The sequence below is a fragment of the Mesorhizobium japonicum MAFF 303099 genome (assembly GCF_000009625.1).
GTDB classification, from domain to species: domain Bacteria; phylum Pseudomonadota; class Alphaproteobacteria; order Rhizobiales; family Rhizobiaceae; genus Mesorhizobium; species Mesorhizobium japonicum.
In genome coordinates, this window is the sequence record NC_002678.2 from 4,447,067 (window position 1) to 4,462,644 (window position 15,578).

General features: G+C 62.9%; 15 protein-coding genes. 13 read left to right on the plus strand and 2 right to left on the minus strand.

Annotated elements, in window-relative coordinates; translation table 11 throughout:
* Nucleotides 1–4: 4 nt before the first annotated feature.
* Nucleotides 5–766, minus strand: coding sequence for an SDR family NAD(P)-dependent oxidoreductase (locus tag MAFF_RS22715; protein ID WP_010913312.1), 762 nt, complete (start codon nt 764–766; stop codon nt 5–7).
* 100 nt (nt 767–866) lie between these two features.
* Here MAFF_RS22715 and MAFF_RS22720 point away from each other — a divergent pair, with 100 nt between their 5' ends.
* From MAFF_RS22720 to trmB, 5 genes are all read left to right on the plus strand, one after another.
* The gene (locus tag MAFF_RS22720) at nt 867–1,811 is read left to right on the plus strand and encodes a LysR family transcriptional regulator (RefSeq protein WP_010913313.1); all 945 of its coding nucleotides are present in this window, start codon (nt 867–869) and stop codon (nt 1,809–1,811) included.
* A 180-nt stretch (nt 1,812–1,991) separates the two neighbouring features.
* Nucleotides 1,992–3,584, plus strand: a complete 1,593-nt coding sequence (gene lnt, locus MAFF_RS22725; RefSeq protein WP_010913314.1) for an apolipoprotein N-acyltransferase — start codon at nt 1,992–1,994, stop codon at nt 3,582–3,584.
* A gap of 138 nt (nt 3,585–3,722) precedes the next feature.
* Nucleotides 3,723–4,142, plus strand: coding sequence for a helix-turn-helix domain-containing protein (locus MAFF_RS22730; RefSeq protein ID WP_010913315.1), 420 nt, complete (start codon nt 3,723–3,725; stop codon nt 4,140–4,142).
* 168 nt (nt 4,143–4,310) lie between these two features.
* On the plus strand, nt 4,311–5,576 hold the full coding sequence (gene metK / locus MAFF_RS22735) for a methionine adenosyltransferase (protein ID WP_010913316.1): 1,266 nt from the start codon (nt 4,311–4,313) through the stop codon (nt 5,574–5,576).
* A gap of 25 nt (nt 5,577–5,601) precedes the next feature.
* Nucleotides 5,602–6,303, plus strand: coding sequence for a tRNA (guanine(46)-N(7))-methyltransferase TrmB (gene trmB, locus MAFF_RS22740; RefSeq protein WP_044551168.1), 702 nt, complete (start codon nt 5,602–5,604; stop codon nt 6,301–6,303).
* A gap of 23 nt (nt 6,304–6,326) precedes the next feature.
* Here the strand turns inward: trmB and MAFF_RS40080 are convergent, their stop codons facing one another.
* Entirely contained in the window at nt 6,327–6,491 is a 165-nt protein-coding gene (locus tag MAFF_RS40080) for a hypothetical protein (protein WP_010913318.1), read from the minus strand.
* A gap of 286 nt (nt 6,492–6,777) precedes the next feature.
* On the opposite strand from MAFF_RS40080, the gene rimP reads away from it, so the two are divergent.
* From rimP to rpsO, 8 genes are all read left to right on the plus strand, one after another.
* A complete protein-coding gene (gene rimP / locus MAFF_RS22745; protein WP_010913319.1) occupies nt 6,778–7,425 on the plus strand; it encodes a ribosome maturation factor RimP in 648 nt (215 codons plus the stop codon).
* A 49-nt stretch (nt 7,426–7,474) separates the two neighbouring features.
* Nucleotides 7,475–9,070 (plus strand): transcription termination factor NusA, encoded by a 1,596-nt coding sequence (gene nusA / locus MAFF_RS22750; RefSeq protein WP_010913320.1) that lies wholly within the window; start codon nt 7,475–7,477, stop codon nt 9,068–9,070.
* A 38-nt stretch (nt 9,071–9,108) separates the two neighbouring features.
* Entirely contained in the window at nt 9,109–9,759 is a 651-nt protein-coding gene (locus MAFF_RS22755; RefSeq protein WP_010913321.1) for an RNA-binding protein, read from the plus strand.
* Nucleotides 9,756–12,338 carry a translation initiation factor IF-2 gene (gene infB / locus MAFF_RS22760; protein WP_010913322.1) on the plus strand — a complete coding sequence of 861 codons (2,583 nt, stop codon included), beginning with the start codon at nt 9,756–9,758 and terminating at the stop codon, nt 12,336–12,338. Before MAFF_RS22755 ends, infB begins: the two co-directional genes overlap by 4 nt.
* A 174-nt stretch (nt 12,339–12,512) precedes the next feature.
* A complete protein-coding gene (rbfA, locus tag MAFF_RS22765) occupies nt 12,513–12,953 on the plus strand; it encodes a 30S ribosome-binding factor RbfA (protein WP_010913323.1) in 441 nt (146 codons plus the stop codon).
* Nucleotides 12,953–13,930: a tRNA pseudouridine(55) synthase TruB gene (gene truB, locus MAFF_RS22770; RefSeq protein ID WP_010913324.1), complete on the plus strand. Its 978-nt coding sequence runs from the start codon at nt 12,953–12,955 to the stop codon at nt 13,928–13,930. Before rbfA ends, truB begins: the two co-directional genes overlap by 1 nt.
* A 44-nt stretch (nt 13,931–13,974) precedes the next feature.
* Nucleotides 13,975–15,069, plus strand: coding sequence for a magnesium/cobalt transporter CorA (corA, locus tag MAFF_RS22775; RefSeq protein ID WP_010913325.1), 1,095 nt, complete (start codon nt 13,975–13,977; stop codon nt 15,067–15,069).
* A 181-nt stretch (nt 15,070–15,250) separates the two neighbouring features.
* Complete coding sequence (gene rpsO, locus MAFF_RS22780) at nt 15,251–15,520, plus strand: 30S ribosomal protein S15 (RefSeq protein WP_010913326.1); 270 nt, start codon at nt 15,251–15,253, stop codon at nt 15,518–15,520.
* Nucleotides 15,521–15,578: the final 58 nt, after the last annotated feature.

Here is a 15,578-nt window from a genome sequence, read left to right on the forward strand (position 1 = left end):
TCGCTCACAGCCGGAGACCTCCGATCGTATAGCCGCCGTCCACCATGATCTCCTGGCCAGTCACGAAGGCCGCATCGTCCGAAAGAAGCCAGGCAACCGTACCCGCAACATCTTCCGGTGTCCCGTTTCGGCGCAATGCCGTGTGCGCGGCAAGCCGGGCGGCCAGATCAGGACTGAGTACATCGTCGGCCATCGGCGTGAGGATGATCCCCGGATTGATGGCGTTGACCCGTATGTTTCGAGGGCCTTGTTCCACCGCGAGCGTGCGCATCATGGCCAGCAGTGCACCCTTCGTGCTCGCATATGCCCCGGCGCCTGGCATCACGCTGCTCGCGGTCCACGAGGCGTTGATCAGGACGGCGCCACCTTCCAGGAACGGCAGGCAATGCTTGATGGTTAGAAACGTTCCGCGCAAGTTCGTGGCGATGAGCCCATCGAAGTCGTCCGTCTCGGTATCCGCCAGCGGCTTGAACTCGCCTAGCACTCCTGCGTTGGCGAACAGTGCGTCCAAGCGTCCGAAGCGAGCGATGGTTTTTTCCACGGCCGCAGCGACCGCATCACCTCGCGAAATATCGCAGGTAATCGCCATGGCGGTGCCGCTTGCGGCCTCAATGTCCGAAACCAGTCGTTCGAGCGGCTCCGGCCGCCGCCCGACAAGGACGAGATGTGCTTCCTCCTCGGCCAAGCGAAGGGCTGCGGCACGGCCCATGCCCGTCCCCGCGCCAGTGATGAGGACTGTTCTTTGTTTAAACCGTGATTGTGCCACGCCGTGCTCCTGAGTGGGTTTGGTCACGGGCGTTGTAATTGGAAGGCATGTGGCTGATAATTGTCAAAATTATTGGATCATTTGAAAGCGTTGGTATTGAATGGACCTCTTTCGCTCCATGCAGGTTTTCGTGGCCACCGTTCAGGCAGGTTCGATGAGCTCCGCTGCTGCCCAAGTGGGGCTCTCTCCGGCCATGGTCGGGCAGCATGTCGCGGCTTTGGAAGAGCGGCTGGGTACACGCCTTCTGAACCGGACCACACGCCGTCAGAGCCTGACTGATTTTGGGGCAAGTTACATCGAGCAATGCCGGGACATCCTCGACCGCGTGGCCATCGCGGATCGGGAGGCCGAGGCGCTGCAAACGGGAGCACGCGGGCAGTTGCGGGTCACGGCGCCGACGACATTCGGGGCGGAAGTTCTGGTTCCCGCGCTGCGGCGCTATCGCGAGCTTGCCCCCGAAGTGACGCTCGACATCACGCTGACGGACAGAAACGTCGATCTCGTGGAGGAAGGCTTCGACATAGCGTTCCGCATCGGCACGCTTCCCGACAATCACCTGATTGCGCGCAGCCTTGCTCCCTACCGGATGATGATCTGTGCCGCGCCGGATTATCTGGTGCGCAAAGGCATGCCAGAACACCCTAGCGAGCTTTCTAGCCACGAAGTCGTCGGCTTCACTCCAGCAGCGCGGTCGCCCTGGAGGATGTCGAAAGGTGGCGACGTAGTGGAGGTGGAGCCCGCTTGGACGGTTACGGTCAACAGCGGCCAGGCGGTGCGGACGGCCGCCCGCGCGGGTTTGGGTGTAGTCATGCAACCAGCCATCCTTCTCAGCCCTGATGTGCAGGCCGGGCAGCTCGTCCAGCTTTTTCCCGATTGGCATCTGCGCGAACGACCCATGTCGCTCCTCTACCATCGCGATCGACGCATGACGCCGCGCCTGCGCAGCTTCATCTCTTTCGCAGCGGCGGAATTTGGGGTCGTCGCAGAGGATCAAGCCTCCGAGGTCGGCGAAACCTCCGGATTGGTGCGCGACTTCGACGTATAGATGAGGCTTGCATCGATGGCGCGGGCAAGCTTGTCGTAGTGGCTCTGCCCTGGTGCTGAAAATCTCGCAACGGGTTCCGAGCCGAAACTCGGGCCGGGCGGAGCCGGGTCGGTCCCGTTTGGAGCGCGGGCCGCGGCCTGATAAATCTTGCGTCCTGATTCGCGCGACTCGGAAGTATGCATGGAGCGCCTGGCCGGCCGGATAATTCTGCTTTGGGGTTGGCGGCGTGCGCTCGTGGCCTTTCTTGCCGGGGCGCTGGCGGTGCTTGGCCAGGCGCCTTACGATTTCTTCGCCGCCTGCTTCATCTCGTTTCCGCTGCTGGTCTGGCTGCTCGATGGCGCGACCGGCGAAGCTTCCGGCAGCCTTTTCAGACGCTTGCTGCCGGCCTTCGCCGTCGGCTGGTGGTTCGGCTTCGGCTATTTCCTCGCCGGTCTCTGGTGGATCGGCTCGGCGCTGCTGGTCGAGGCCGATGAGTTTGCCTGGGCACTTCCCTTCGCCGTGGTCGGCATTCCCTTCGCGCTGGCCTTTTTCTACGGCTTCGCGACGCTGGTCGCCCGGCTTCTGTGGAGCAGTGATATCGGCCGCATCGCCGCCCTTGCCTTCGGCTTCGGGCTGACAGAGTGGCTGCGCGGCTTCCTGTTCACTGGTTTTCCCTGGAATGCCATTGGCTACGCGGCAATGCCCGTGCCTCTCCTCATGCAGAGCGTTTCGGTGACCGGCATGATCGGCATGAACGTGCTTGCCGTGTTCCTCTTTTCATTGCCGGCGCTGCTGGTGGCGCGCCGGCATCTTCGCCTGGGCGCGGCACTGTTCGTGCTGCTTGCATCAGCCCATGTCGGTTTCGGCTACATCAGGCTTGCCGCTCCTGAAAAACCGGCCGAGCGCAGCCTGGATGTCCGCATTGTCCAACCGGCCGTCGACCTGTCGGAAAAATGGGATGCCTCGGTGCGCGACCGCATCTTCGCCACCTTGCTCGGCCTGTCCGCCAAGGCGCCGGACCCCGGTCACGGCAAGCCACAACTCATTCTCTGGCCGGAAACCTCGGTGCCTTTCCTCTTCACCGAACGGCCTGACGCGCTGACGGCGCTGGGCGACATGCTGGCCGATGGCCAGATGCTGATTGCCGGGGTCGTTCGCGAGGAAGGGGGCTCGGCGGCCAGCACAGACAGCCGCTATTACAATTCCGTGGTGGCGATCAACGACAGGGGCGAAATCACTGACGCCGTCGACAAGGTCCATCTGGTGCCGTTCGGCGAGTACCTGCCTTTCGGCGACCTGCTCAACCGTTTCGGCATCGCGCAGCTTGTCGCCGGACCGGTGACGTTCGCCGCCGGCAACGAGCGCCACGCCATCTCACTGCCGGGCGGCATCCGTGCCCTGCCTTTTATCTGTTACGAGGTGATCTTTCCCGATCTTGTGGCAGTTGACGCTACGTCAGCGCAGCTTATTGTGAACGTTACCAATGATGCCTGGTTCGGGGACACACCGGGACCGTATCAGCATTTCAGGCAGGCCCAGATTCGCGCGGTGGAGAACGGATTGCCCTTGCTGCGTGCTGCCAACAACGGCATCTCGGCCGTCGTCGATCCGCGCGGACGCATCGTCGATGCGCTGGCGATCGACGCGCGCGGAGCCATCGATGTGAAGGTGCCGATTTCTGGACAGGCGGTCGTTTCCTCGGCCCAGCGGCGCATTAACGGAATGCTGATCATGTTGCTGTTTGCGCTGGTGGGGGCACTGTTGAACGTAAGGCAAAGGCTACGGGTGAATTGACAGTCGACACATTAGAAACTCATACTGTATCGCCTGAAAATTTCTCGAAGCCGGTGGATCGTCTGTTGGGGCAGTCGCCTCCGGCTTTTTTTGGGCAGGAAAAAAATCACAAAGCCGAAAAAATTCGGCGAGGAAAAAATGACAGAAGAAAACAAGAAGAAACCCAATCCCATCGACATCCACGTTGGAAGCCGCGTCCGGCTTCGCCGCAACATGCTCGGAATGAGCCAGGAAAAGCTGGGCGAAAATCTCGGCATCACATTTCAACAGATCCAGAAATATGAAAAGGGCACCAACCGCGTCGGCGCCAGCCGGCTGCAGGCGATAGCCTCGATACTCGGCGTGCCCGTCGCCTTCTTCTTCGAGGATGCGCCGGGCCAGGAAGCGGCGCCCGGTCGCGGCTTTTCCGAGGATGCGTCAATGGCTTTCGCCGTCGAGTTTTGCGGCAGTCCCGAAGGCCTTCAGCTCAACCGGGCCTTCGTCAAGATCGCCGACGTCAAGGTGCGCCGCAGGATCATCGATCTGGTGAAGTCACTCGCAGCGGACGACCTGGACTGACCCTCGATAAGCCTCGAACCGGCGGCATTCGCCGCCGGTGGCACAAGATATCGACATCGACAGTCGTGCCAGAATGGCGGCAACGCTTGACGAGCGGCGCTTTGCCCCGCTAACACGTGGCGCGCCAAAATCGGCAGCCTGCCGATCGTTTTTCAAGAGGGGACACCCGTGACGCGGCAGAACTACTTCTTTACCTCGGAATCCGTTGCCGAGGGCCATCCCGACAAAGTCTGCGACCGGATCTCCGACGAGATTGTCGATCTGGTCTACCGCGAAGCCAAGAAGACCGGCATGGACCCATGGAAGGTCCGTGTCGCCTGCGAGACCTTGGCGACCACCAACCGCGTCGTCATCGCCGGCGAAGTGCGCGTCCCCGAGACGCTGCTGAAAAAGGACAAGGCCGGCAACATCCTCAAGGACGCCGCGGGCCACCCGGTCGTGAACCCGGCAAAATTCAAATCCGTCGCCCGCAAGGCGATCCGCGAGATCGGCTACGAGCAGGCCGGCTTCCACTGGAAGACGGCCAAGATCGAGGTTCTCCTGCATGGCCAGTCGCCAGACATCGGCCAGGGCGTCGACAATGCCGCCGACCGCCAGGGCGAGGAAGGGGCCGGCGACCAGGGCATCATGTTCGGCTATGCCTGCCGCGAGACGCCGGACCTGATGCCGGCGCCGATCTACTACAGCCACAAGATCCTCGAACTTCTGGCCGCCGCCCGCCATCAAAACAACGGCGAGGCCGGCAAGCTCGGCCCGGACGCCAAGAGCCAGGTCACCGTCCGCTACGTCGACGGCAAGGCCGCCGAGGCAACGCAGATCGTGCTGTCGACCCAGCATCTCGACGCGACCTGGGACTCCAAGAAGGTCCGCAAGGTCGTCGAACCCTATATCCGCGAGGCGCTTGGTGATCTCAAGATCGCCGACGATTGCATGTGGTACATCAACCCGACCGGCAAGTTCGTCATCGGCGGCCCGGACGGCGACGCCGGCCTCACCGGCCGCAAGATCATCGTCGACACCTACGGCGGCGCGGCACCGCATGGCGGAGGCGCCTTCTCCGGCAAGGACACCACCAAGGTGGACCGTTCGGCAGCCTATGCGGCGCGCTATCTGGCCAAGAATGTCGTGGCGGCGAAGCTTGCCGACCGCTGCACCATCCAGCTTTCCTACGCCATCGGCGTCGCCCAGCCTCTGTCGGTGTATGTCGACCTGCACGGCACCGGCAAGGTCGACGAGGCAAAGCTCGAGGACGCGCTGCGCACGGTGATGGACTTGTCGCCGTCGGGCATCCGGCGCCATCTCGACCTCAACAAGCCGATCTACGCTAAGACGTCGTCCTACGGCCATTTCGGCCGCAAGGCCGGCCGTGACGGGTCTTTCTCCTGGGAAAAGACCGATCTCGCCAAGGCGCTCAAGGATGCTGTCGCGGCCTGAGCCGCGACAGACCCAGCGCCGCCAGATGAGCCCGCAAGACAGGCCAAGCCGGACGACCGAAGCCTTTTTCGGTCGTCGGCGCGGCAAGCCGGTCCGTCCTCAGCAGGCGGCAGCCCTGGAAAGCGGGCTTGACGCCTACCGGCTCGATCTGACGGCCGATGCGCCGTCGGATCTGCGCACTCTGTTCGAGACTGAAGTTTCGGCCGTCCGGCTCGAGATCGGCTTTGGCGGCGGCGAGCATCTTCTGCACCGCGCCATCGAGGCGCCGACAACAGGCTTCATCGGCGTCGAGCCCTTCGTCAACGGCATGGCCAAGATGATGATGGCGGTGCGAGCAAGGCCGCTGGCCAATTTGCGGGTCCATGACGACGACGCCACCCGGCTGCTCGACTGGCTGCCGCCGGCTTCGCTTGGCGGCATCGATCTTCTCTATCCAGACCCCTGGCCGAAGAAGAAGCACTGGAAGCGGCGTTTCGTCAGTCCGGTCAATCTCGAGCGTTTCGCCCGCGTCCTGAAACCGGGCGCAAAATTCCGCTTCGCGTCCGATATCGACACCTATGTGAACTGGACCTTGCTGCATTGCCGGGCGCATGGCGCCTTCGCATGGCAGGCGGCCGAAGCTGCCGACTGGCACCGCCCCTATGAGGGCTGGCCTGGCACGCGTTACGAGGCGAAGGCCATTCGCGAGGGCCGGCGGCCTGCCTATCTGACCTTTGTCAGGAAATAGGCCCACCCGCCCTCGCCAGATTTTCAGAAACGGCCGATTCTGTTGAAGATGGCCGGATCCATGCCGAGCTTGCGCAAATCGTCGGCGCGCGGCTTGCGGCCGGCTTCCACGGAGCGCGACGCGGCAACCGCGCCGCCAAATGCCGTGAAGAGATCGCCCAAGGCGGAAAATAGTCTGCGATTGCTCATGATCTTGTCCTTTCGCGCGCCACCGCGCGCCGCTTCTGTTCGTGTCGTGGCTAACAAATAAGAGCGCCCCGCCGGCTCTCACAGGGGGATTGGCGCATGGTGGCCATGCGCCTGGAGCAATGCTGGCGCTGTCAGGGCTTTTGCCGAACCGGCACGGCGGGCTTGAAACACCGGCCATGTTGGTTTATATCAGCCTCAAATTCTTGGTCGGTATGACGAAGAGTGGGTCCACCCGGTCCCGCTCTTTTTTATTACCTGCCGATAGGTTCGAAACGACAGGTACTTGATGACTGCAACGGCAAGCGAAGGTGACGATCGCATCATCCGCGAAAGCGGCATCGATGCGCGCATTGCGCTGATCGTCCAGCCGGTGCTGCGCGGCATAGGCTTTCGCCTCGTGCGGGTGCATCTGTCCGGCCAGAACGGGCTGACGCTGCAGATCATGGCCGAACGCGAGGACGGCACCATGACCGTCGAGGATTGCGAAGAGGTCAGCCGCGCGGTGTCACCGGCGCTCGATGTCGATGATCCGATCGAAAAGGCCTATCATCTCGAAGTCTCTTCGCCCGGCATCGACCGACCGCTGGTGCGCAAATCGGATTTCGTGACCTGGACCGGTCATCTGGTGAAGATGGAAACATCGGTCATCGTCGCGGATCGCAAGCGCTTCAAGGGCAAGATTGCCGAGGCCGGTGAGAACGACGTGCTGATCGAGCGCGACAAGGCGGCCTATGGCGAGGAACCGACGGTGCGCGTGCCTTACGACGCCATTGCCGAAACCCGGCTGATCCTGACCGACGACCTCATTCGCGATGCGTTGTCGAAGGACAACAGGGCGCGCAAGGAAGCCAAGAAACGCCGCGGTGAACCGGATGACGACGTGCCCGAGGGTGCGGAAGCGGACGCCACGGAAGAACACGAACAGGAAAGTTGATTGAGCTGCCGGGTCCAAAGGTCCGGCAAACAGGCTCGGGAGAAAAAACATGGTTGTAAGCGCCAACAGACTTGAACTGCTGCAGATTGCCGACGCGGTCGCGCGTGAAAAGTCGATCGACAAGTCGATCGTCATCGCCGCCATGGCCGATGCGATCCAGAAGGCGGCGCGTTCGCGTTACGGCCAGGAAACCAACATCCGCGCCGACATCAACCCGAACACCGGCGAGATGAAGCTGCAGCGGCTGATGGAAGTGGTCGAAAAGGTCGACGACTATGCCACCCAGATCGCCATTTCCTCGGCCCGCGAGCGCAATCCCGACGCCCAGCTCGGCGACTTCATTGCCGAACAGCTGCCGCCGATGGATTTCGGCCGCATCGCCGCCCAGTCGGCAAAGCAGGTCATCGTGCAGAAGGTGCGCGAGGCCGAGCGCGACCGCCAGTATGACGAATACAAGGACCGCATCGGCGAGATCGTCAACGGCACCGTCAAGCGTGTCGAATATGGCAATGTCATCGTCGATCTCGGCCGTGGCGAGGCGATCATCCGCCGCGACGAGCTGATTCCGCGCGAGAACTACAAGTACGGCGACCGCGTCCGAGCCTATGTCTATGACGTGCGCCGCGAGCAGCGCGGCCCGCAGATATTCCTGTCGCGTACCCATCCGCAGTTCATGGCCAAGCTGTTCACCATGGAAGTGCCGGAAATCTATGACGGCATCATCGAGATCAAGTCGGTCGCCCGCGACCCGGGCTCGCGCGCCAAGATCGCCGTCATCTCGCGTGATAGTTCGATCGATCCGGTCGGCGCCTGCGTCGGTATGCGCGGCAGCCGTGTCCAGGCCGTCGTCGGTGAATTGCAGGGCGAGAAGATCGACATCATTCCGTGGTCGCCCTCTGCCGCCTCCTTCATCGTCAATGCGCTGCAGCCGGCGGAAGTCGCCAAGGTCGTGCTCGACGAGGACGCCGAGCGCATCGAAGTGGTGGTTCCCGACGATCAGTTGTCGCTCGCCATCGGCCGCCGCGGCCAGAACGTGCGTCTCGCCTCGCAGCTCACCGGCTGGGATATCGACATCCTGACCGAGGCCGAGGAATCCGAACGCCGCCAGAAGGAATTCGTCGAGCGCTCGGCGCTGTTCATGGAGGCCCTCGACGTCGACGAGATGGTCGGCCAGGTGCTGGCCTCCGAAGGCTTCACCAGCGTCGAGGAAGTCGCCTATGTCGACGCCGGCGAAATCGCCTCGATCGACGGCTTCGACGACGACACGGCTTCCGAAATCCAGACCCGTGCCCGCGAATACCTCGAAAAGATCGAGGCCGAGCATGACGAGAAGCGCAAGGCGCTGGGCGTCAAGGACGAGCTGCGCGAAATCCCCGGCATCACCACCGCCATGATGGTGACGCTCGGCGAGGACGGCGTGAAGACGATCGAGGATTTCGCCGGCTATGCCGCCGACGACCTGACCGGCTGGAAGGAACGCAAGGACGGCGAGACCAAGGTCTATCCAGGCGTCCTGGCCAATCATGGTGTTTCGCGCGCCGACGCCGAACAGATGGTGCTCAATGCCCGTCTCAAGGCCGGCTGGATTTCCGAGGACGAGCTTGCGGCCGAAGAAGCATCGGCTGACGAAGCCGTTGGTGCGTGAGGTGAAACCGCATCGCACACAACCCGCCCTTGGACGAGATGAACGATCGCACCTGCATCGTTACCCGCAAGCAGGCCGAACCGGATGAACTGATCCGGTTCGTCGTCGGCCCGGATTCGGCCGTCGTTCCCGATCTCAAGAGAAATCTGCCCGGCCGCGGTTGCTGGGTGAGCGCCGACCGCCTACATATCGACAAGGCGGCGGCCAAGAACCTTTTTGCCCGCGCCTTCAAGGCACAGGTGGTCGTGCCGCCGGATCTTGGCGGCATGGTCGATGGGCTGCTTTCCAGATCCGCTCTGGGCATGCTGGGTCTCGCCCGCAAGGCAGGCGCAATTTCTCTTGGTGCCACCAAGGTTGAGAGTGCCGTGCGCGGTGGGCTTGCGCTTTTCGTGCTCCACGCGACCGAAGCATCGGACGATGGCGTACGCAAGATCAGCCAGGCGCGGCGGGCGACCGTCCATATTGGCGGCCCTTCCATCCTTGCCTACAAACTTTTCTCCGAGGCCGAGTTGAGCTTGGCATTGGGGGGTACAAATGTGATACATGCTGCCGTCCTCGCGGGAGACGCGGGTAAGGCGGTCCAGAAGCGCATGGTTGCGCTCGACCGGTATCGGGGCGGTACCCCGGACGATCTGGCAATGCTTGCGGCCGTTGCTGACGAAGATGAGGCCGCAGAGGATATGGAATGAGCGATACGAAATCGGGCGACGACAAGACGTTGAGTGTTACACCGATGAAGACCTTGACGCTGAAGCGCCCCGGCATGGAACAGGGCACCGTGCGCCAGAACTTCTCGCATGGCCGTACCAAGTCGGTCGTGGTCGAGACCAAGAAGCGCAAATTCTCCCTGCCCGGCGACAAGCCGGAGCCGGCTGCTGCTGCCCCTGTGCCCGTCTTCACGCCGAAGCCGCCGGTCGCCGCGGCCCCTGTCGTGCAGGAAGCGCCGAAGGCTGCGCCTCCACCTCCCCCGCGGGCTCCGGTCGAGCGCAGCGGCATGGTGCTGAACGAACTGTCGCGCAGCGAAATGGAAGCCCGCCGCAGGGCGCTGGAAGGATCCAAGGTCCGCGAGGTCGAAGACCGTCAGCGCGCCGCCGAGGAAGCCAAGCGCCGGGCCGAGGACGAGGAGCGGCGCAAGCGTGAGCGCGAGGAATCCGCGCGCCGCCAGGCCGAGGAAGAGGCGCGTCTGCAAGCCGAGGCCGAATCGCGCCGCCGCGCCGAGGAAGAAGCACGCCGCCGCGCACCGCTGGCCGCGGAGCTGGCAACGGCAGACGAAGAAGAAGAGGTCAAGCCGAAGCGGGCTGGCGCCGGCGCGCCTGTGCGTCGCCTCGTCACGCCCGAAGTGGCACGTCCGGCCAAGCCGACCAAGGGCGAGGAAGATCGTCGCCGTGGCAAGCTGACGCTGAATTCCGCGCTTTCCGACGAGGATGCGCGGGCCCGTTCGCTGTCGTCGATGCGTCGCCGCCAGGAGAAGTTCAAGCGCGCGATGCACAATGAGCCGCGCGAGAAAGTCATGCGCGAAGTGATCCTGCCCGAGACCATCACCATCCAGGAACTGGCGCAGCGCATGTCCGAACGTGCGGTCGATGTGGTCAAGTTCTTCATGAAGCAGGGCCAGATCCTGAAGCCGGGCGACGTCATCGACGCCGACACGGCAGAGCTGGTCGCCACCGAATTCGGCCACACGGTCCGCCGCGTTGCCGAGTCCGACATCGAGGAAGGCCTGTTCAACATCGCCGACAATGCCGAGGACCTGGTGCCGCGTCCGCCGGTCGTGACCATCATGGGCCACGTCGACCACGGCAAGACCTCGCTGCTCGATGCCATCCGCAATGCCAATGTCGTTTCCGGCGAAGCCGGCGGCATCACCCAGCATATCGGTGCCTATCAGGTCGAGAAGAACGGTCAGAAGATCACCTTCATCGACACGCCCGGCCACGCCGCCTTCACGGCGATGCGTGCCCGCGGCGCCCAGGCCACGGACATCGCTATCCTGGTGGTGGCGGCCGACGACAGCGTCATGCCGCAGACGATCGAATCGATCAGCCACGCCAAGGCGGCCGGCGTTCCGATCATCGTGGCCATCAACAAGATCGACAAGCATGACGCCGATCCGCAGAAGGTGCGCTCCGAACTGCTGCGCCACGAGGTCTTCGTCGAATCGATGGGCGGTGAAGTGCTTGACGTCGAAGTGTCGGCGACCAAGGGCACCAATCTCGACAAGCTGCTCGAGGCGATCCTGCTGCAGGCCGAAATCCTCGACCTGAAGGCCAATCCGGACCGTACCGCCGAGGGTGTCGTCATCGAAGCGCAGCTCGACAAGGGCCGTGGCCCGGTCGCCACCGTGCTGGTGCAGACCGGTACCTTGATGCCGGGCGACATCCTCGTCGCCGGCAACGAGTGGGGCCGCGTGCGCGCCCTGGTCAACGATCGCGGCGAGCAGATCAAGGAAGCGCCGCCGGCGATGCCGGTCGAGGTGCTCGGCCTTCAGGGAACCCCGCTGGCTGGCGACCGCTTCGCGGTGGTCAACAACGAGGCCCGCGCCCGCGAGATCACCGAATATCGCCAGCGTCTGGCGCGCGAGAAGGCGGTGGCCAAGCATGCTGGCCAGCGCGGCTCGCTCGAACAGATGATGTCGCAGTTGCAGACGAGCGGGCTGAAGGAATTCCCGCTGGTCATCAAGGGCGACGTGCAGGGTTCGATCGAGGCGATCAACGCGGCGTTGGACAAGCTCGGCACCGACGAGGTGCGTGCGCGCATCGTCCATGCCGGCGCCGGCGCCATCACCGAAAGCGACGTCTCGCTGGCGGAAACGTCTGGTGCGGCGATCATCGGCTTCAACGTCCGTGCCAACGTACAGGCACGTGCCGCGGCCGCGGCCGCGGGCATCGAAATCCGCTACTACTCGATCATCTACAACCTCGTGGATGATGTGAAGGCGGCTTTGTCGGGACTGCTGTCGCCGGAGCGTCGCGAGACCTTCATCGGCAATGCCGAGATCCTCGAGATCTTCGACATCACCAAGGTCGGCAAGATCGCCGGCTGCCGTGTCACCGAAGGCAAGGTCGAGCGTGGCGCGGGCGTGCGCCTGATCCGCGACAACGTCGTCATCCATGAAGGCACGCTGAAGACGCTGAAGCGCTTCAAGGACGAGGTTTCGGAAGTCCCCGGCGGCCAGGAGTGCGGCATGGCCTTCCAGAACTACGAGGACATGCGCGTCGGCGACATCATCGAGTGCTTCCGCGTCGAGATGGTGACCCGAACACTCTGAGTTCGCGTGACTTGCCGGTACCAGGCGGTGGTCGAAAGACCGCCGCCTGGAGTTTATTGTGAAATTACGCATCGTGCGTTTCGAAACCGAATTCGATTTCGGGCCGATGCGTTGACATATGAGACATGCGGCACGGTCCCATCCCGTGCCTCACGCTTTCAGGATTGAGAAAAAATGCCCCGTCCAACCACATCCAGCCCGTCCCAGCGTATGCTGCGCGTTGCCGAACAGGTGCGCCACGCGCTCTCCGAAACCTTGCAGCGTGGTGAGATCATCGATCCGCTGATCGAAAATACCGTTGTGTCGGTCTCGGAAGTGCGCATGTCGCCCGACCTGAGGGTCGCCACCGCTTTCGTTTCGCCGCTTGGCGCCAAGGACACCGACGCAGTTGTCGAGGCGTTGAACAAGCATGCGAAATTCGTCCGCGGTCGTGTCTCCGGCGCTCTGCGGCAGATGAAGTTCATGCCGGAGTTCCGCTTCAAGCTCGACACCTCTTTCGACAATTTCGCCAGGATCAACGATCTGCTGAAGTCGCCCGAAGTGGCACGCGATCTCGATGCGGACGACGACAAGACCAAGGACGACAGGGCCAAAGACGACAAGGACAGCGAATAATGGGGCGCCGCGGCAAGAAGAAGGGCCGGCCGGTCTCCGGCTGGGTGGTGCTGGACAAGCCGGTGGGGATGGGTTCCACCGAGGCCGTGTCCAAGATCAAATGGCTGTTCCAGGCGGAAAAGGCTGGCCATGCCGGCACGCTCGATCCGCTGGCTTCCGGCATGCTGCCGATCGCGCTCGGCGAAGCCACCAAGACGGTGCCCTATGTGCAGGACGGCGCCAAGATCTACCGCTTCACCGTCGCCTGGGGGCAGGAGCGCTCGACCGACGATCTTGAAGGGCCAGTGACGAAGAGTTCAGACCTCCGTCCGGCGGAAGCCGAGGTCAAGGCGCTGCTACCGAAATACACCGGCGTCATCATGCAGACGCCGCCGCAATTCTCGGCCATCAAGATCGCGGGCGAACGCGCCTACGATCTCGCCCGCGAAGGCGAGACGGTCGACATTCCCGCCCGCGAGATCGAGATCGGCCGCCTCGACATCATCGAGCACCATGCCGACCACACCGTTTTCGAGGTCGAATGCGGCAAGGGCACCTATGTGCGCTCGCTGGCACGCGACATGGGCCGTGACCTCGGCTGCTTCGGCCATATCAGCGATTTGCGCCGGGTCGAGGTCGAGCCGTTCACATCGGAGGATTTCGTCACCATCGCCGAGCTGGAAGCCGCCCGTTTCGGTGCGCAAGGCGAGGACAAGCCGGAGCCTGCCGACGACGCCGATGCGATTGACGTGCCGGTGGACTTCGGCGCGATCGACGCGCTTCTGGTCGACACCTCAGCTGCCTTAGACTGCCTGCCGCAGATCGCCATCAGCGACGATGCGGCGACCAAGATCCGCCTCGGCAATCCGGTCATCATTCGCGGCCGCGACGCGCCCGTCGAGGCGGAGGAAGCCTGTGCCACGGCCCGTGGTAAGCTGGTTGCCATCGGCGCGATCGAACAAGGCATGTTCAAGCCCAAGCGGGTCTTTGCCGGGTGACGGCTCTCGTCTAACTTCACGTCGATTCTACGATCGAGGGGCAGATGGCAAAGGCCGATGCGGTGAAGAGGCGGGCGCCGGCGAAGACGAGGCGGCCGCCCGTCGGCGCCTCGCCGGGCACGCTGATCGCCGATCCGGCGGCGCGGCGCAGTGAGCTCAGGCTGACGCTGATTTCGCCCGAAAAATTCAAGACCATCGACAATGCCAGCATCGATGATCTCAATGTCCATTGCGACCGCTGGCCGGTCGTCTGGCTGGATTGCACCGGGCTCGCCAACATCCCGCTGATCGAGGAGATCGGCCGGATCTTCAACCTGCATCCGCTGGCCCTGGAGGATGTCGTCAACACCGACCAGCGACCGAAGGTCGATTTCTTCGAGGACCACGCCTTCGTCGTCGTGCGCATGATCGACGATGTCACAGCTCATCGCTACGAGCAGATCGCCGTGTTCTTCGGTAAGAATTTCGTCGTCACTTTCCAGGAACGCGAGGGAGATCCGTTCGACCCGGTACGCAAGCGTATCGGGAGTTCGGCGCCCAACCGCCTGCGCACACGCGGCGCCGACTATCTGGCCTACGCGCTGATCGACGCCATCGTCGACAGCTATTTTCCGCCGGTCGAGGCGGCCGGCGACCAGGTCGACGGCATCGAGGACGAGATGCTGCATTCGACGCACAAGCATCAGATGCGGCAACTGCACGAATTGCGGCGCGACGCCAATGTGCTGAAGGGCGTGCTGTGGCCGATGCGCGATGCGCTGGCGACGCTGATCCGCAACGACGTGCCCTATGTCAAAGCCGAGACCAAGGTTTTCCTCAATGACACACTCGACCATTCGCTCAGGCTGATCGAGCTGGTTGAGACCCAGCGCGACATGCTGACCGGGCTGATCGAGATGCATCTGTCGCTGAGCCAGGCGCGCACCAACGACGTCATCAGCTATCTCACCATCGTCTCGGTCATCTTCATGCCGCTCACCTTCCTGGTCGGCGTCTGGGGCATGAATTTCAGTCCCGATGCCTCGCCATGGAACATGCCGGAACTGCGATCTTACTATGGTTATCCGGCGGCGCTCGTCTTCATGCTGCTTGTCGCGATCGGCCTGATTGCCTTCTTCAAATGGAAAAAATGGCTTTGATAGCGATAAAACTCGGCATTTGGGGCTGAAAAGCCGGCTTGGTGAATTGGGCTGGTGTTTTGCCGGGAATTGCACTATATGCGCCGCAGCATAGCGCCTCGACGCTTTGCTTGCACCGGCCCCTGCTGGACGACATCCCGGCTGAGGGCGACCCGTTTCCTCAAACATAAGGAAAAACACGATGTCGATTACTGCCGAGCGCAAAAAGGAATTGATGGGTGAATTCGCGACCGCCAAGGGCGATACCGGGTCTCCGGAAGTCCAGGTGGCCATCCTTTCCGAGCGCATCAAGAACTTGACCGACCATTTCAAGGACCACAAGAAGGATAACCATTCCCGCCGTGGTCTGCTCGCTCTCGTGTCCCAGCGCCGCAGCCTGCTTGACTACCTCAAGCGCAAGGACGACGTGCGCTATCAGACACTGATCGAGAAGCTCGGTCTGCGCCGTTGACGAATTGACCGGCGGGCTCTCTCAAGGAGTCCGCCGGTCGCGCATTCGAGCCGAGGAC